Here is a 17,974-nt window from a genome sequence, read left to right on the forward strand (position 1 = left end):
AATATCCCATCCCCCATTTGGCAAGAATGGTTAGCAAAAAGAATGGGTGAATCAAATGAGGGGCATTGTACTATTGAATCCAAATTACAAAATCGGGGATTTACATACGGAGGAAAGCTTTGCAATCCAAAAGATCGTGACGGACAAGTATTTGGAAGAGAATAATATTTCCCCGGTCATACTCAATCCGTATCAAATCCACCCTTATTACACCATCCCGCATGAGCTTCTATCCAATTTACAAAGTAAAAAAACGGGGCAAATCGATTGCCTTGTGCTTCACTCCCTGGAAACCATTGAACGTTTCAACTATATTTATCCTGAAAAATGGCTTGAGCTATGCGGATACTTCAATGGGATTATCACTGTCACGACTCAAACTCCCGTTAGGAAACATGAAGCAAAATAAAATCATGGTACTTAAGTCTCTGTAGTGAATTAGGGTTATAGTCATTAATCGTTCATGTAAAAGAGTTCTTTCCAAGTACCTTGGTTTATGTTCCCCTTTTTTTATGGAGCCCCCCAACCACGCATCCCTACTAATGATTGCCGCTGTACCGCTTCTTCCTCTATTTATCTATTATATCAATTTTCCTAATTATAAGATTACTAGGAATTATATAACTCCAAAACATTCTTTTGGAAATATAGATAAATTTACGGATAAAGCATAGAAAAATAAGTTAATTTTATATATCATTGGAGATAGGAATTTTCTTATTTTTTACTTTTACTAGAAAGGAATGTTAATGATGGCCAAAGAAAAAAAGAAAAAAACCCCAATTCCTTTCCGACTGAACTTTATGTTCTTTTTAATATTCATTTTATTTTCAAGCTTAATAATCCGGCTTGGCATCGTCCAAATCGTGTATGGGGACGATTACCTCCGCGAAGTCGACAGAACGGAAAACGATGTGGCCAATACCCCCGTTCCCCGGGGCAAGATGTATGACCGCAACTTGAATCCGGTCGTTGATAATGAGCCGCGTAATGCCATCACCTATACGAAATACCCGAATACGAAAACGGCCGATATGGTGAAGACGGCAGAGGTCCTTGCCACCTTGATAGAAAAAGATACCAAAAAGGTAACCCTGCCGGATAAAAAGGATTTTTGGATTTTAAAGCATCCGAAAGAAGCCGAAGCCTTGATCACCAAGGCCGAGAAGAAGAAAGTCATCGAAAAGAAACTGGAGCAAAAAGATTTATACAAACTTCAAATGGAGCGGGTAACCGATGAGAATATCAAGGAATTCTCCAAAGATGAATTGGAAGTGATCGCCATCTTCCGGGAATTCAATAGCGGCTATGCCCTCGCCCCGTCGATCGTAAAGAATAAAGATGTCACCACTAAGGAATTCGCCAGGGTCAGTGAACATTTGGGTGAAATGCCAGGTGTGGATGTAACGACGGATTGGGAAAGGACTTATAAGTATGATGAGACCCTCCGCTCGGTTCTTGGCAAGGTCTCTTCTTCCGAAGAAGGCATTCCTAATGAAAATATTGACTATTATCTGGCACGCGACTATACCAGGAATGACCGGGTCGGAAAAAGTTATATCGAAAAACAATATGAAGATGTCCTGCGCGGTCAAAAGACGCGAATTGAAAATGTGCTGAGCAAAGGGGAAGTCATCAAAACGAATACCCTCACTGAAGGGCAAAGCGGAAAAGACTTGGTCCTTACAATTGATATGGAGCTGCAGCAGCAGGTTGAAAAAATCATCGAGAACGAATTGCGCAAAACCAAGGCTAAGGGAAATACCTACTTATTGGATCGTGCCTTCGTCGTTTTAATGGACCCCAATACAGGCGAGGTGCTTACGATGGCAGGCAGGCAATACGGCCGCAACAGTAAAACCGGGTTGACCGAAATGAACGATTTTGCCCTTGGAAACATTACGACCTCGTATACGATGGGATCATCTGTTAAAGGAGCCACTGTCTATACAGGCTTTCAGACAGGAGCCATCGCACCAGGGTCAGCTTTCTTTGACAGAAAACTCCTTTTAGCAGGGGCTAATCCCAAAGGATCTTATAGTGATTTGGGTTATGTAACCGATGTCTCTGCGTTAAAGAAATCGTCGAATGTCTATATGTTCATGACGGCAATCAAAATTGCCGGCGGTCATTATATCCCTCACCGCCCGTTAGGAATCAACCGGGAAGCTTATTCAATCATGCGGAATCATTATGCCCAATTCGGATTGGGTGTCCGCACAGGCATCGACCTGCCAAATGAATCCGTAGGGTTTAAAGGAGTCGATATGTCAACAGACGGATTGCTGCTGGATTTATCGATTGGCCAGTATGATACATATACCCCCATGCAATTGGCACAGTATGTATCGACGATTGCAAATGGCGGAAAAAGGCTTGAGCCCCATATGGTCAGGGAAATCAGGAATCCATCCAACGAACACAATGAATTGGGCAGCGTCTTTAAAACGATGAGTCCTAAAGTGTTAAACGACTTAGGCGGAAAAGACGTTTGGATGCAGCGTGTCCAGGAAGGATTCAGGCAGGTCGCCCAGGAGCCAGGCGGGACGGCATATAAATATTTCGGCGGGAAGTCTTACCGTGCGGCAGCAAAAACGGGTACTGCCGAGGCCTTTTATGACGGACCGCGGAGGAATCAATATAGCGCGCCAGTCCCGACTATCAATTTGACGCTTGTAGGTTATGCACCTCACAATAATCCGGAAGTGGCATTTTCTGTCGTCGTGCCATGGGTGTATCAAGGCAAGCCCTCTGATGATATTAACAAACGGATCGGGCGGGACGTAATGGACGCCTACTTTAAATTGAAGGAAAAAAGAGCAAAAGGTGACTCTGATGCAGACAAAGCAGTAGAAAGCACTCAATGATGAATACAAAAAAGGCCTGCTCGTAATCGAGCAGGCCTTTTTATGATGCCCATTTATTCCAGCTTTTGAACGAATTCCTTATAAAGGGCCCTAAGGGCATCTCCCCTGCTGATGATGCCGACGACTTTATCATTTTTGTCCACGACGGGGATTTTCTTGAAATGATGCTTGGAAAGGACCTTTATCAATTCATCTAGCGGATCTTCGGGAGATAGCTTTGTAATCCTTTTATTTTTAATGATTTGTGAGACTTTATCATTCATTTTGGATGTAACCTTTTCATCCAACTCTTCACCGGGAAGAACCGTAATGTAGGTGAAATACCCCATGATGGCTTCCTCTGCAGGTGTCAAGTAACGAAGGATATCCCCGTCCGTCACCATTCCCAATAGCTTATCCTGTTCATCCACAACGGGGACCCCGCCCACTTTATTTTCGATCAAGATCCGCAGAATTTCCTTTAATGTAAAATCAGGACGGGCTACAAAGACTTCCCTTATCATGAAATCCTTAACTAACATAATACCACCCCTTTTTTAAGTTTGTACGTTCTGTATTCATCTCTTTCTATTAATACCCTTACTTACTCTATTTAAAAACCCTTGCCGCCTGAACTGCCTTTTTCCAGCCATTATATAAATCCTTCCGTTCCTGTTCTTCCATCTCGGGTTCGAATTTCTTATCGACTGCCCATAGCTTTGAAATCTCTTCCTGACTTTCCCAATATCCGACAGCAAGCCCCGCCAAATACGCCGCTCCTAACGCTGTCGTTTCACTAATAACGGGTCTTTCGACTGGTACATTCAGGAGGCAGCTTTGGAATTCCATCAAGAAGTTGTTTTTGACAACCCCGCCATCGACCCTTAATGCCTTTAGGTTAATCCCTGAATCAATCTCCATGGCGCTAAGGACATCTTTTGTCTGGTAGGCCAATGCTTCCAATGTTGCCCGGACGAAATGCTCCTTCGATGTCCCCCTTGTCAGTCCGAATACAGCTCCCCTGACATCACTATCCCAATAAGGGGTGCCTAATCCTACAAATGCGGGAACTACATAGACACCATCGGCTGAAGTGACCCGCAAAGCATACTTTTCACTGTCTTTCGGATCATGCAAGAGTTTCAGTCCATCCCTTAACCATTGTATGGCCGAACCTGCGACAAAAATACTTCCTTCCAAGGCATATTCGACTTTTCCATTCAGCCCCCATGCAATCGTGGTCAACAGGCCATGCTCTGATTTCACTGCCTTTTCTCCTGTGTTCATCAGCATGAAGCATCCGGTGCCATACGTATTCTTAGCCATTCCTTTTTCAAAGCATTCTTGGCCGAACAATGCGGCCTGTTGATCTCCCGCCGCTCCGGCAATCGGGATTTCATGCCCAAAGAAATGATGTGGCGCTGTTTTCCCGTATATCTCCGATGAAGAACGAACGTCAGGGAGCATCGATTGCGGCACTTGCAGGATTTCCAGCAGCTCTTCGTCCCACTTCAGGTCATGAATGTTATACATCAGCGTCCTTGAAGCATTCGAATAGTCGGTTACATGTGATTTACCACCCGAAAGTTTCCATATCAGCCACGTATCGATCGTACCAAACAATAAGTCTCCGTTTTCAGCCTTTTCCCGTGCCCCATCTACATGGTCGAGAATCCATTTCACCTTTGTACCGGAAAAATATGCATCAATCAACAATCCGGTTTTCTGCAAGAATAAGCCATCGAGGCCTTCATCCTTCAATTGCGTACAAATTTCGCTTGTCTGCCGGGATTGCCAGACGATGGCATGATGAATCGGCTGACCTGTTTCCTTGTCCCATACCACGGTCGTCTCCCGTTGATTCGTTATGCCAATTCCAGCGATCTGTTCAGGCCTTACATTCATTTCCGATAGACAGGAAGCGATTACCGATAGGATGGAGCCCCAAATTTCATTGGCGTTATGCTCCACCCATCCTGGATTCGGGAAGTATTGGGTGAATTCCTTTTGGGCAATATGCATAACTTTCCCGCTTTTATTAAATAAAATGGCCCGGGAACTTGTCGTTCCCTGGTCCAATGATAGTATGTAAGTCTCCACGGCTGTCTCCTCCTGCACTTAAGAAAAGGTTCATTTCAGCTTAAGTGTCATGCTGTTTTTTCTTTCTACATTTTACTAGATATACCCGTGAAAACAAAAAATATATAAACTACAGCAGAAAACTGAATAATATTGGCAGGTTAAGAGTTTATCTTTTACAATGAAAATAAGCGGATAGGAGGAATGGAAATTGAATAATCATGAAATAGATTTTAAGGTATATGGAGATGACATGCAGTTTGTTGAAGTGGAATTGGACCCTCAGGAAACGGTGATTGCCGAGGCTGGAAGCTTAATGATGATGGAAGATCAAATCAAGATGGAAACCATCTTTGGTGATGGGTCTTCAAATGGTGACAGCGGAATGATGGGTAAGCTATTCGGGGCCGGGAAACGGCTACTTACTGGTGAGAGTCTTTTCATGACGGCTTTTACGAATGAAGGACGAGATAAAAAACACGTTTCATTCGCATCGCCATATCCAGGTAAAATCATCCCGATGGATTTAAGCGAGCTGGGCGGGAAAATCATATGTCAAAAAGACGCATTCCTGGCGGCCGCAAAAGGCGTTTCGGTCGGAATTGAGTTTCAGAGAAAAATAGGGGCAGGCTTCTTTGGCGGTGAAGGCTTCATCATGCAAAAACTAGAAGGAGATGGAATGACCTTCGTTCATGCCGGTGGCACGATCCATAAAAAGGAATTGGCAGCAGGGGAGATTTTACGCGTCGATACAGGGTGTTTAGTGGCAATGACTAGCGGGGTAGATTATAATATTGAAACTGTAAAGGGTGTGAAAACCGCTTTGTTCGGCGGCGAAGGTTTATTCTTTGCAACATTAAAAGGACCCGGAACAGTCTGGGTGCAATCTTTGCCATTCAGCCGGCTTGCCAGCCGTGTATTTGCTGCAGCGCCGCAAAATGGAGGATCATCCGAAGAAGGCAGCGTAGCTAGAGGCTTATTCAATTTATTCAACGATAAATAAGAACCGGACCAATGGCTGCCATCCTGGCAGTCATTGATCTCTTTTGAAAAGGATGGGTAGCTACATGCAGCTTGTTAAGTGGTCCTACATGAGACGCTATAATATCAGGGCAATTTTTGATCAATTCCCGAATTCGCCTGTTATTTTCCGAAAAATAAGAGATTACTATTTTGTTTATACCGTTCACTGGACAGCTGCCGATGCCCCTATCGGCATAAAAGAGCTTGAAGAAATGGAACAGCTGCTTAACCGTGAGCTCGGGACTGAACTACAATATCTCTACCGAAAAAAATGAGTTACTCCTCGTACATCATTTTTCTTGTCATGCCTCCATCGACGATAAGATCCTCACCCGTAACGAAATTATTTTCCGTTGCCGTCAAATAAAGACAGGCACTTGCAATATCGTCCGGTTTGCCAACCCGATTGGAAAAATGCTGCAGGTGATCTTCATCCCTCAGCGATTCATAATCTCCCGTTTCAATCCACCCCGGTGAAATCGAATTGACCGTAATTTTCTCTTTGCCCAAAGAAGCGGCAAGTGCATGTGTCAGTGCTTTGATCCCTCCTTTGGTTGCTGCATAGGATTCCGAATCAGGCTCAGACATCATTGCTCTGGTTGAGGCTATATTGATGATCGCACCTCCCATTTCATTTTTCCGTATCGATTCTGCCGCGGCCCGGGAACAAAGGAAAACACTGCGCAAATTCGTATTCACCATATCGTCCCATTCCTCTATCGTCAGATCATAAAGCGATTTGAATAATGCCTTTCCTGCATTATTGATTAATATATCAATGGTCTTATATGTTTTTAGAGTTACATCCATCAATTGTTGAATGTCAGCTTCCTTGCGTACATCCGTTTTAACGAACATGGCTTCATGACCCTTACTTTTGAGCTCTTCCACACACAGAAGTCCTTCCCGCTCGTCCAAATCTGCGAGAACGACTGAAGCGCCGCTTTCTGCATACCCCTTTGCCACGCCTCTCCCTATCCCATTCGAAGCACCTGTTACAATCACCGTTTTATTTTTGAAACCCATTATTCCAACCTCACTTTCACAGTCGCTTTTCCCTATCATAATATCCAATCCGCTCCACTTCAAACAACTTTGACCTCCGAAAAATCCTTTTTCTTCTTTTCTAATCGCAGGACCCTTATATTTTTGTAGCTGCCCTAAAGTGATGTATGATAGATGGTAACAACAAGAATGAACCAGAGTGAAAGGCATCCGCTATTATCTTTCTTACAGTGTAAAAATTTATATTGGAGGAATGTAAAAATGGACTTATTAAAAAATGTGTTTTCTTTAGGATTAGGTGCAGCCGCTGCTACAAAAGAGCAAATTGAAAAAGCGGTGGACTCTCTTGTCAAAAAAGGCGATATCAGCAAAGAAGATTCCAAGATCCTTATTAAGCAATGGGTCGAAAAAGGGGAGCAAGCCCAAAAGCAGCTGGACGATTCCGTCAAGGCCAAAGTCAATCAAGCGCTCAATGGCCTAAACTTGGCAACTAAAGAAGAAGTCGAGGAATTGGAGCGCCGCATCGTAATTTTGGAGAAACAGAACCAAAACTTACAACCGTGACAGGAGGTACTTGAATGTTTCGCAAGCGACTGAAACACGCACATCGTTACCAAGAAATCATTAATGCCTTTTTGAAAAATGGGTTTGGTTACTTCATCTATCGCCTGGGATTATCCGAGAGTAAAGCGGGATCGAAACTCCAAACCGATGAAAACCTGAACCTCCGCTCAATCGGAGAGCGGCTGCATACGATATTACAAAGCTTGGGACCTACATTCATTAAACTTGGGCAGATTGCAAGTACGAGGCGTGATTTCGTTCCTGAAGAAATCGTCCGCGAGCTTGAAAAGTTACAGGACCAGGTCACCCCCTTTCCATTTGATAGGGTCCGTAAAATTGTCGAGGCCGAATTGGGTGATTCTTTGGAAAACATTTTCCTTGAATTTAATGAAACCCCACTGGCAACCGCTTCGATTGGACAGGTCCATACAGCTCGGCTTCCATCACTGGAAGTCGTAGCAATCAAAGTGCAGCGGCCAGATATTCTTCCGACTGTGGAAACGGATTTGGAAATTCTCGATGATTTGGCAAGACTTATGGAAGCACGCATATCTTGGGCAAGACGCTACCAAATCAGAAAAATGATCGATGAATTCGCTAAATCACTCCGCGCAGAACTTGATTATAACTCCGAGGGTCGAAACGGGGAAAGAATAGCCAAGCAATTCATCGATGATCAAGGGTTTAAGGTACCAAGGATTCATTGGGAGTTTTCCACAAAAAGGGTCCTGACAATGGATTTCATTCAGGGAATTAAGATCAATCATTATAAACAGCTTGATGATGAAGGTTATGATCGCCGGCAAATCGCGGAAAGATTAGCGAACTCCATGCTTCATCAAATATTGATCGATGGCTTTTACCACGGTGATCCCCACCCAGGCAATATCATCATATTGCCTGGGAATGTCGTTGCACTCATGGATTTTGGAATGGTGGGACGTCTTGAGGAAGAAACGAAATATCAGTTCGCCTCGCTTGTCATCAATCTGAAACGCGGAAGCACCAATGGATTGATCAAGACGCTTTCAGATATGGGTCTCTTGACGGACGAAATCGATATGGCTCCATTAAGGGAGGATATTGATGAACTGCGAAATAAATATTATGATATCCCATTGAGCCAAATCAGCTTAGGCGGAGCAGTCAATGACCTGTTCACGGTTGCCAATCGTCACCAGGTCCAAATCCCACCCGAATTCACGATGCTCGGCAAGGCTCTGCTTACCATGGAGGCAATTGTCGAAGGATTAGATCCGAATTTCAGCATCATGAAGGCAGCTGAACCTTTTGGGGAAAGGCTTTTTAAAGAACGCTACAACCCAAAAAACATTGCGAAGAACGCCTGGAATCAATTCATCGAGTCTGCTGAAGCCATTGCCGAACTGCCCAAGGATATCAGGGAAGTGACAGGTATCATTAAAAAAGGGAAATTGCGGCTCGATATCAACATCCCCGAACTTCAAGTTTTTTTACATAAGCTTGATCAAATCTCGAACCGACTGTCGTTCAGTATCATCCTGCTTGCATTCAGCATAATCATGGTCGGTCTCATTATCGGTTCTGCAATAGGCGGGGAAACCTTGATCCTTTGGAAGATACCGGTTATCGAAATTGGTTTTGTCGTTGCAACCCTGATGTTCTTACTCATGCTCTACACTATTTTCAGATCCGGAAAAATGTAACACACTTAAAACGGGATTCTGATTGGTCTCATCCCGAACGTGGAGTAGGAGGCACTGGAAACCATAGCCTAAGAACCAACGGTAAGCCATATTTGTTTCAACATCTTCTATTGTTTTATGCATTGAACGAATTCCGAAGCCATAGTGAATGAAAGTCAAAGTACAAGCAAAAAAAATGTAGACAAACCCGATTTTCATCGAGTTTGTCTACATTCAAGGGAACCCCTTTGGAATAGGGGGTTTTTCTTGATTTGATTCATTGGTTATTTATCCGACGTTCATATGAAACGGCATACGCACTATGGCGAAAATGCAAGATCCGGTCTTCCGAGCATTCGATTCCTTCAGGAATATTGGTTGGATCAAACAATAATGTATCTTTACACACTTCCGATTTTTTGGAGATCATTAAATGCCCTATCGTGATTACCTGTTTATCTTCCGACCAAGCTGTAGTCGGATCGTCAGTCGGGTCATTTTCCCTACCTATTTGGATGTTCAATTTAAAGCCCACCGGTCCTTCTTTAAGCCTCTTTTCCATTTCTTCATCCAGATACTCCGGCGAATGCTCGGCAACCTCTCCTTTTTCTAACATACTAAGGCCGGCATCTGGCACCCACTCATACTTGATTGCCTGCCGCCTTCCTTCCTTGTTAATGAAATAGAATGCGTGAATGGAGTAATATTGGCACGTTGAAAAACTGGCTGGAGAACGCATTTCTTTAAGCATTTGCAGGCTTGCCTTGCTTTCAGGATATTTCCACAGGATTTTTGCAAGCTCTTTCAGATTGGGGAAACCTTCCTTTGCAGATTGGAAAAAGCCAGCAATATCAACAAACGCTTGCGGTGTTTTCGCAAAGAATAACGGAATGGTCACAGTAATAAGATCTGACACCTTTCCATTCGGCAAATGAAACTTGACTGCCATGCCCTTTACAGGGGAAATGGCATCAGGATGGCTTGGAATCGGTGAGCTATTTGAAAACCGAATGATCACCGGCACGGCTTCATCCTGTAGATGCGAAGCCACCGTTAATGGGGACGCTTTTCCGTTTGGGGTAAAAACCCCCTCATAAACATATCCCCTTGCATGCACACGCCGATAACCAGGATGTGTTCCTGCTACATTTTCAATCACATTTACTGCTTCCCTGGCCAGTTCAGGTTTGTAGTCGTCGGTTCCTTCCATGATACTCACCCCACCTTTTCAGATTATTATCCATTATTACATGTACCCCATATTCCATTAGCCTATTCTTTCTTGAATCACCGAAAGCATTGATTGCAAAAAAACACCTGGCGCTGCAAACATATGTCATATCTTTATGGACACGTGATTTTATCCTTTAAATTCTAGAAACATTCAAAATGATCGGCATATATAGATCTCTTTTACTTCCACTATAAAAATACTCATTCCTGTTCCGGCTCCACCTGCGAAAGGATCACATGGGTAACCGTTGCTGCAAAAGGAATGGTCCGATTGATGAATTCCTCCACTTCTTCAAGGCTCCGAGTGTGGATTTTCAGCATAAAGCAAGCCTGCCCGGCAATGCGATAACAAAAGTCAACATTCGGCACCTTGGAGATATACTTTTTGAATTTCTCATATTCCCCATTTTTTATCGTAGCTTCCACGATACACTCAATTGGAAAACCGATCTTTTTATGATCAATCTCGGCAACATACCCTTTAATGATCCCGAACGACTCCATTTGCCGAACCCGATCGGCAACGGTGGGGGCCGAGAGGTTTACTTTCTTTGCCAATTCCCTCATGGAGATTCGGCTATTCAACGTTAATTCGGCAAGGATGCTCTGGTCTTTCTCATCTATTTTCATTTTTAAATTATTCCCCTTTTCCCCTTTACATTCGTTCATTATTAAACCACATTTCTTTACAAATGGAATTAAAATTCCTGGATTTTTATATTAGGATTATCTCAAAGGAGAGATGTTCATGACAAGAATAAAAAAATCATCACAGGGCTCCAGTCCATTTCAAAGATTATTTCATTCTGAAGAGATTTCGCATAAATGGTCGGACCTCTCAGATTGCATATCTGCAGATGGGAAACTTTCGGAGAAATTGAAGGAAAACGTCAGAATGGTGCTGGCATACGGTAATGGCTGCTCATACTGCCAGGCAAAAGGGACTCCGCTAAAGCCGGAAGATATGAAAGAAAGCTATGCAATTGCCTTTGCGGAAGTATTTCTCTTGCAACGTGAAAAAACGGAGGAAAAGTTTTTCCAAGTATTGAAGGAAGTGTTCAGTGATGAAGAAATTTCTGAACTATTGGCATTCATTTGTTTTACAACCGCCCAGCAATATTTCGGGGCTTTGATGGATTTAAAATAACACAAAAAAAGGAACAGGCCTTCCGCCTCGTTCCTTTCTGTAAAAAACCTGCATTCTACCTTCATTAGTTTGAACGATGCCGAACCCCTTTACCAGCATCAGTTGAATGACCGCCTAGGATTTCGCACCATGATCCTCCATTTCATTGATCCTTGGAAGAATGGAGCGGGAAGGTACCGGGGATGTCAAAACCACAGATGTATTCAGATGTCCATAGGGTATTAATCGATCTATCAGTAATCTCATGCTGTCCATATCAGCTAAAGCCGCTTTCAAAAAATATCCAACTGTTCCTGTTACACGGTGGCACTCGATAATGTCTAAATCATTTTTCACTAATTGCTCAAAATCGGAAACAGGAACCTTAAGTTCACTCACCTGAATGAACACAAGTACACCCCTTCCTATCGCCAAAGGGGAAACCCTTGCGCTGAACCCCTCAATGATCCCCTTTTCTTGAAGTCGGTACATTCGTTCAGAGATGCTAGGTCGACTGAGAGCCAATTTCTTCGATAGTTCACTAATCGTAATGCGTCCATCTTTTTGTAAAAGTTCCAGTAAACTGACATCTATTTCATCCATGAAGCAACCGCCTTTCATAATGAAGGAATATAAGCATATATTTCTTTAAAATGTTGTATGGATAGCGAAAAATACGTTCTTTTTTGTATGTAATTTTAACAGTTAATATTCTATCATTAAAATAATCAAATAGAAAAAGAAAATTCAGAACTTTACCAAAGGGAGGAACTTGCATTGACCTTTACGAAAATCCCGGTTCGACAAAACATCGAAAGCATTAGCCCATATGTTTCCGGCAAACCAATTGAAGAAGTGCAACGTGAACTTGGTCTTGAAACGATCGTTAAATTGGCATCCAATGAGAACCCATTCGGTTACTCACCTCTAGCAAAAGAAGCCATGCTTAACGAAATGGAGCAAACCTCCTTTTACCCTGAAGGCATGGCGCCTGCATTAGCTGAAAAACTGGCAAGAAACTTGAATATCAATAAAGATCATATCATTTTGGGCAATGGATCTGATGAAGTGATACGTTTGTTGACACGAACCTATATCCAACAAAATGATGAAGTCATCATGGCTGATGTGACATTTCCACGCTATGAAACGAATGTATTGATTGACGGCGGCACACCTGTAAAGATTCCTCTTACCAATGGTGTACATGACCTTCAGGGTATGTATGAAGCCATAACAGAAAAAACGAGAATGATATTCGTCTGTAATCCCAATAATCCGACAGGAACGATCGTTCAAAAAGAAAAGTTACGCTCCTTCATCGAGAAGGTGCCGAAGCATATTTTACTGATCGTTGATGAAGCATACTATGAATATGTCGATGATGCAGAATATTTAGAAACCTTACCGCTTCTCAATATGCATTCAAATCTGGTTATCTTACGCACTTTTTCAAAGATTTATGGACTGGCTGCTTTAAGGATCGGATACGGTTTAATGGATGCTTCCATCATACAAGAGCTAGTTAAAGTGAAGGAACCCTTCAATACCAATCGTTTGGCACAGGCTGCGGCATTCGCTTCCCTCGACGACCATCCATTTGTTGAGAATTGTGTTCGTAAGAATGAGGAAGGAAGAAGATATTTAGAAAATGAACTAAGCAAGATGGGTTTGACATTCTTCCCTTCACATGCCAACTTCTTGATGGTTAAATTGAACCAGCCTGGCAAGGACATTTTTGAGAAGTTATTAATTCAGGGTGTCATCATCCGTTCAGGTCATTTGCTAGGCTATGAAAATACCATCCGCGTGACAATCGGCACTCCGCTTGAGAACGAGAGATTCATAGCATCCTTACAACAAATAATCAAGAAAACATCTGGAGATGACCAATCGAAATGAAGTTGCAGAATATCAGTGATCAGTAATGAAAGATACGACATGGACGCCTTTGCCATGTCGTATCTTTCATGCGGATTTATTTAGCGATATTTTTTTCTATTATAGGTGTTTCCTGTTTGTCCACTCTTTTAAATTTAAAAATTGAAATCAAGATTAAGGCAGCCAACACAATCAGGCAAGTAATGATACTGATTCGATTCTGATCACTGAATACGAACGTGACACAAATGATGCTTAACGTGATTACGGTAAACAAGGTTATATATGGAAATCCCCACAATTTAAAACTGGGAGCTTTGGGATATGAATTGCGAAGTTTAAGCTGCGCTAAACAGATGCTGATCCATACAAGTGATACTACAAAACCCGGAAACGCCATTAATAGAGTAAATGCCTTGTCCTGTGCAACGAAAGTAATCATGGAACCGACGACCAATACACCTGCACTTAATAGCAAACTGTACAAGGGAACGCCATTTTTTGATACATAAGAGAACGACTTGGGAGCTTCCCCTTCTGCAGCTAAAGAATGCAGCATTCGGGTACACCCATATATTCCAGAGTTAGCGGCAGATAAGACGGCCGTAATCAAAATGAAATTCATGATATGTGCAGATCCCTGAAAACCTGACATTGACAAAACCTGTACAAACGGACTTGCCTGGTCGCCAATTTCATTCCACGGAATCAAACCGCAGATTACAAGTATCGGTAAGGTGAAGAATAATACAACTCTCCAAATATAGTTTTTAATGACCTTAGGTAAAATGCGTTCTGCATCCTTTGCTTCCGTTACCGTCACCCCTATTAACTCGGAACCGCCATAGGAGAACATGACGATCAGTAATGCCGAAAAGATGGACATCCACCCATTCGGGAAAAATCCTCCATGCCCTGTGAAGTTTTGCAGATAATTAGATCCGCCGCTTGGGATCACACCAAATAAAATACAGGCTCCCAATATGATGAATAAGATGATCATTGTAATTTTAATGCCGGCAAACCAAAATTCGAATTCACCATAATTTTTGACATTCATCATGTTAATCCCAATGATGAAGGCCGCACACCCTAAACTTAATATCCATAGCGGGATTGCCGGGAGCCAATACTGCAAAAAGCTTCCTGCCACCACTACCTCAATGACACAAACGGACAGCCACATAAAACAATACATCCAGCCTACGATGAAGGAAAGGCGCTTACCGAATGCTTTCTGAACGAAGCCTTTCATATTCGTATTTGGATAGACAATTGCCATTTCCGCTATGGCACCCATGACTACTAGCAATAACAATCCTGCAAAAATATAAGTGAATATGACTCCTGGCCCTGCTAACGATATGGTTTCGGCACTTCCTTTAAAAATCCCAGTACCTATTGCCCCTCCCATTGCCATCATGCTAATATGCCTCGGCAATAATTTCTTTTGCAATGACCCACCATTTGACTCCATTACATTTGCCTCCTTCATTCCATAATTTTCTCGTATAAATTAAACCCATTTAATCGTTGAATGGCGAATAGATTTGTTATCTCATCAACCGTTATGGTTTAGGAGTGGAAGGATCCAAAGCTTATTGAAAACTCTATACTTCCCAAAGTAAAAATGATATCAATATGCCGATGGTTTTACAAGAGGGAATCATTGCAGGCCAATACGGCCCCTGTTTGGTCAAACGCCGGGACATAATTCCAAATGGAGTGAATTTACTGATAGCCTTGCCTTTCGGGTCTTTGACTCCATTAAGATAAAACATTCTAATCGGGGACTACATTGGTAATCCCCATGAATTTACCTTTTCCTATTTATTTACGATGTGAATTGCATGTCCCAAAACTGCTTCAGCCGCTTCCAGCCACCCCTCGGTCAAGGTCGGATGAGGATGCATGCTGAGGGCTATATCTTCGACCCGAGCCGCCAGCTCAAGGGCAAGGACCCCTTCACCTATAAGGTTGGAAGCATCAGCACCTACCATATGCATTCCAAGCAATATATGACTATTGGCATCCACGATGACTTCTGCAAACCCCTCCGTTTCATTCGTTGCAAGCGCCCTTCCGTTGGCACTGAACGGAAATTTGCCAACCTTTACGCTGTATCCCTGTTGTTCAGCTTCTTTACGGCTTAAACCAACACCAGCTATTTGTGGTTCCGAGAAGATTACATAGGGAATATAAGGCGAGTCAACGGCACTTGGCAGCCCCGCTATCACTTCAGCTGCCACGATTCCCTGTTTGGACGCTCGATGGGCAAGTGCCGGACCAGGCGTAGTATCACCGATGGCAAAGATGTGCGGCACATTTGTACGGCATTCCATATCCACTGCTATATGGCCTTTCTCACCAACCGTCACTCCAGCCCGATTCAGGCCAATTTCTTCCGTGTTAGGAATCCTTCCAATTGTAACCAGGGTCTTTTCGCTCACGACCGCTTCCGCACCCTGTTCTTCCGAGGAAACAAGAAGGTGCACTTGACCATCCACTACACTCGCTTTCTCTACCCTCGAGGATGTTTTGATATTGATCCCGAGCTTCTTGGCATTCCGGGTGACGTCCTTTACCAGGTTTTCAGCAACTTGAGGGAGTATGCGATTGGCCATCTCAATGATGGTCACTTTAGTCCCTAACTTTGCAAATGCCATACCCAGCTCGATTCCAATATATCCTCCGCCAATGATCGACAAGCTCGCTGGAACTTCATTCAGCTGCAAAGATGATGTTGAATCCAATATATATTCTCCATCGACTTTTATGAAGGATGGAATGAAAGGCCTGGACCCTGTCGCAATAATTGCCTGTTCAAACTTGTAGGTTTCAAAATCGCCACCGGTTTCAACTCCAATGCGGTCATCAGATAAAAAAGTTGCTTGGCCTTTAACCACCGTCACTCCGTTTTCCTTACACAAATGGGCAATACCATGCCCCAACTGGGATATGATGCCCCCTTTCCAATCCTGCCAAACCCCCAAGTCCATAGTGGTTCTTTCCTGAGACAGCCGGATTCCCATTTTCCCTAAATCGTTAAGCCCATGGTATTGATCAGCTGCGTGAATCAATGCTTTTGAAGGTATACAGCCCCGATTAAGGCAGACCCCGCCCAACTTATCCTTTTCAACCAGCACGACAGATTTACCTAACTGGCCGAGACGGATAGCCGCAGCATATCCTCCCGGACCTCCTCCCATGATGACAACATCCGTCTCAACAGCAACTTCCCCTACTACCATTTATCTCATCTCCACAACTAAACGAATTGGATTTTCCAGCAATTCCTTGATTTTATTGGTAAAGTGCACCGCTGTTACCCCATCAATCAAACGATGATCGAAAGAAAGAGACATATTCATCATTAAACGGATAACACCTTCCAAATCGCGAACGACCATGCGATGTTCCATTTTATGCAAAGCTAATATGGCAGCTTCCGGATAGTTAATGATCGGGGTAGCGTGCATCCCTCCGATCGGTCCTACATTGCTGATGGTAAATGTACTGCCTGTGATTTGGTTTATACTCAACTTCCCTTCACGGGCTTGGGTTGCCAATTGCCTGATTTCATCAGCCAGTTGGAAAATGGTTTTTTGATCGGCATGTTTGATCACAGGAACAATGAGACCCTCTTTTGTATTCGTCGCAATTCCAATATGATAATAATTTTTCAGGATGATTTCATTGGTTCTTTCATCAATTGAAGCATTTAATGTTTTGAACTCCTTTAAAGCGATGACAATGGCTTTAACGAAAAACGGCAAAAAAGTCAATTTTATATCCTTTTCATCTGAGTACTCCTTTAATTGACTTTTAAATTCCTTCAATCGGTCCATTTCCAATTCATCTACATGCGTTACATGAGGAATGGTCGAAACGGACTTTACCATATGTTCAGCGATTTTTTTACGAATGCCTTTAAGCGGAATCCGCTCTTCCCGCTCATTTTCCAAACCATTTGCCAGTACGGCATCCTTCATCGGCGCCATCTCTTGACCAGTCTTGTCATCATGCTGTTTGGCATCTTCCCGTGTAATCGAATCATTTTCTTTAAACTGCTTCAGGTCACTTTCGGTAATTCGCCCAGCCGGACCGGAACCTTTAACCTTCTCGATATCAATCTTCATTTCCCTGGCCATTTGACGCACGAATGGGGTTGCCAACGCACGCACTGCCTGATGGTGCTGTTTAGTCGTAATATGCTCCGCATTTACTTTTACATCACCGGATTGCCCGACTTGGTTTTCTTCTTCACTAATGTTCGTATCCGGAACTGGCACATCGTTCTCTTCCTGAATTGTGAATATAGTGGTTCCCACTTCCACGATATCCCCAACGGAAAAAAATATTTTCTTGACCACTCCCGCTGCCGGGGCTGTCAATTCCGCATTGACTTTATCCGTTTGCACCTCAACAATGGGTTGGTCCTGTTTTACCGCATCCCCTTCTTTGATGAGCCATTGGATAATTTCCCCTTCATGCATCCCTTCCCCTACATCAGGAAGTTTAAATTCCATCATGCGTCATCCTCCTTCTCTTTC

The 17,974-nt window shown here is 43.2% G+C and carries 17 protein-coding genes and 1 pseudogene; 8 read left to right on the plus strand and 10 right to left on the minus strand.

All coding sequences use genetic code 11. From position 1 onward, the window contains the following. Positions 1-55: 55 nt before the first annotated feature. A complete protein-coding gene (locus AC2YHV_RS12965; protein ID WP_487373356.1) occupies positions 56-409 on the plus strand; it encodes a hypothetical protein in 354 nt (117 codons plus the stop codon). A gap of 343 nt (positions 410-752) precedes the next feature. Further along, entirely contained in the window at positions 753-2,867 is a 2,115-nt protein-coding gene (locus AC2YHV_RS12970; RefSeq protein ID WP_487373357.1) for a peptidoglycan D,D-transpeptidase FtsI family protein, read from the plus strand. Between the two features lie 53 nt (positions 2,868-2,920). Here AC2YHV_RS12970 and AC2YHV_RS12975 read toward each other — a convergent pair whose 3' ends face one another. Both AC2YHV_RS12975 and glpK read right to left on the minus strand, forming a co-directional pair. Next, positions 2,921-3,388 carry a CBS domain-containing protein gene (locus AC2YHV_RS12975; protein WP_053534045.1) on the minus strand — a complete coding sequence of 156 codons (468 nt, stop codon included), beginning with the start codon at positions 3,386-3,388 and terminating at the stop codon, positions 2,921-2,923. Positions 3,389-3,455: 67 nt separating this feature from the next. After that, positions 3,456-4,946 carry a glycerol kinase GlpK gene (glpK, locus tag AC2YHV_RS12980; RefSeq protein WP_487373358.1) on the minus strand — a complete coding sequence of 497 codons (1,491 nt, stop codon included), beginning with the start codon at positions 4,944-4,946 and terminating at the stop codon, positions 3,456-3,458. Between the two features lie 190 nt (positions 4,947-5,136). Here glpK and AC2YHV_RS12985 point away from each other — a divergent pair, with 190 nt between their 5' ends. Both AC2YHV_RS12985 and AC2YHV_RS12990 read left to right on the plus strand, forming a co-directional pair. Beyond that, positions 5,137-5,928, plus strand: coding sequence for a TIGR00266 family protein (locus AC2YHV_RS12985; protein WP_057275762.1), 792 nt, complete (start codon positions 5,137-5,139; stop codon positions 5,926-5,928). A gap of 64 nt (positions 5,929-5,992) precedes the next feature. Continuing rightward, positions 5,993-6,223 carry a hypothetical protein gene (locus AC2YHV_RS12990; RefSeq protein WP_054397303.1) on the plus strand — a complete coding sequence of 77 codons (231 nt, stop codon included), beginning with the start codon at positions 5,993-5,995 and terminating at the stop codon, positions 6,221-6,223. Between the two features lies 1 nt (position 6,224). On the opposite strand, the gene AC2YHV_RS12995 is transcribed toward AC2YHV_RS12990, so the two are convergent. Beyond that, a complete protein-coding gene (locus tag AC2YHV_RS12995) occupies positions 6,225-6,974 on the minus strand; it encodes a glucose 1-dehydrogenase (protein ID WP_487373438.1) in 750 nt (249 codons plus the stop codon). A 240-nt stretch (positions 6,975-7,214) separates the two neighbouring features. On the opposite strand from AC2YHV_RS12995, the gene AC2YHV_RS13000 reads away from it, so the two are divergent. Further along, positions 7,215-7,517 carry a phasin family protein gene (locus AC2YHV_RS13000; RefSeq protein ID WP_098187558.1) on the plus strand — a complete coding sequence of 101 codons (303 nt, stop codon included), beginning with the start codon at positions 7,215-7,217 and terminating at the stop codon, positions 7,515-7,517. Positions 7,518-7,531: 14 nt separating this feature from the next. After that, entirely contained in the window at positions 7,532-9,202 is a 1,671-nt protein-coding gene (locus tag AC2YHV_RS13005; RefSeq protein ID WP_411739622.1) for an ABC1 kinase family protein, read from the plus strand. Positions 9,203-9,241: 39 nt separating this feature from the next. Here the strand turns inward: AC2YHV_RS13005 and AC2YHV_RS13010 are convergent. The 3 genes and pseudogenes from AC2YHV_RS13010 to AC2YHV_RS13020 form a co-directional block, all read right to left on the minus strand. Continuing rightward, positions 9,242-9,361, minus strand: a pseudogene (locus AC2YHV_RS13010) (transposase); the annotation flags it as partial. A 97-nt stretch (positions 9,362-9,458) separates the two neighbouring features. Then, positions 9,459-10,391, minus strand: a complete 933-nt coding sequence (locus tag AC2YHV_RS13015) for a catalase family peroxidase (protein WP_487373359.1) — start codon at positions 10,389-10,391, stop codon at positions 9,459-9,461. 224 nt (positions 10,392-10,615) lie between these two features. Beyond that, on the minus strand, positions 10,616-11,044 hold the full coding sequence (locus AC2YHV_RS13020) for an Lrp/AsnC family transcriptional regulator (protein WP_098187564.1): 429 nt from the start codon (positions 11,042-11,044) through the stop codon (positions 10,616-10,618). Between the two features lie 118 nt (positions 11,045-11,162). Here AC2YHV_RS13020 and AC2YHV_RS13025 point away from each other — a divergent pair, with 118 nt between their 5' ends. Then, complete coding sequence (locus tag AC2YHV_RS13025) at positions 11,163-11,561, plus strand: carboxymuconolactone decarboxylase family protein (RefSeq protein WP_487373360.1); 399 nt, start codon at positions 11,163-11,165, stop codon at positions 11,559-11,561. Positions 11,562-11,675: 114 nt separating this feature from the next. On the opposite strand, the gene AC2YHV_RS13030 is transcribed toward AC2YHV_RS13025, so the two are convergent. Beyond that, a complete protein-coding gene (locus tag AC2YHV_RS13030) occupies positions 11,676-12,143 on the minus strand; it encodes an Lrp/AsnC family transcriptional regulator (protein WP_034314805.1) in 468 nt (155 codons plus the stop codon). A 174-nt stretch (positions 12,144-12,317) separates the two neighbouring features. Between AC2YHV_RS13030 and hisC the strand changes: the two genes are divergently transcribed. Further along, entirely contained in the window at positions 12,318-13,442 is a 1,125-nt protein-coding gene (gene hisC / locus AC2YHV_RS13035; protein WP_106026670.1) for a histidinol-phosphate transaminase, read from the plus strand. Between the two features lie 76 nt (positions 13,443-13,518). Here hisC and AC2YHV_RS13040 read toward each other — a convergent pair whose 3' ends face one another. From AC2YHV_RS13040 to AC2YHV_RS13050, 3 genes are all read right to left on the minus strand, one after another. Beyond that, positions 13,519-14,898, minus strand: a complete 1,380-nt coding sequence (locus AC2YHV_RS13040; RefSeq protein WP_063577147.1) for an amino acid permease — start codon at positions 14,896-14,898, stop codon at positions 13,519-13,521. 349 nt (positions 14,899-15,247) lie between these two features. Continuing rightward, positions 15,248-16,672: a dihydrolipoyl dehydrogenase gene (gene lpdA, locus AC2YHV_RS13045; RefSeq protein ID WP_487373361.1), complete on the minus strand. Its 1,425-nt coding sequence runs from the start codon at positions 16,670-16,672 to the stop codon at positions 15,248-15,250. Further along, a complete protein-coding gene (locus AC2YHV_RS13050; protein ID WP_487373362.1) occupies positions 16,673-17,953 on the minus strand; it encodes a dihydrolipoamide acetyltransferase family protein in 1,281 nt (426 codons plus the stop codon). It abuts the gene before it with no gap. Positions 17,954-17,974 lie beyond the last annotated feature (21 nt).

Source organism: Peribacillus sp. SRI_006, assembly GCF_057586375.1.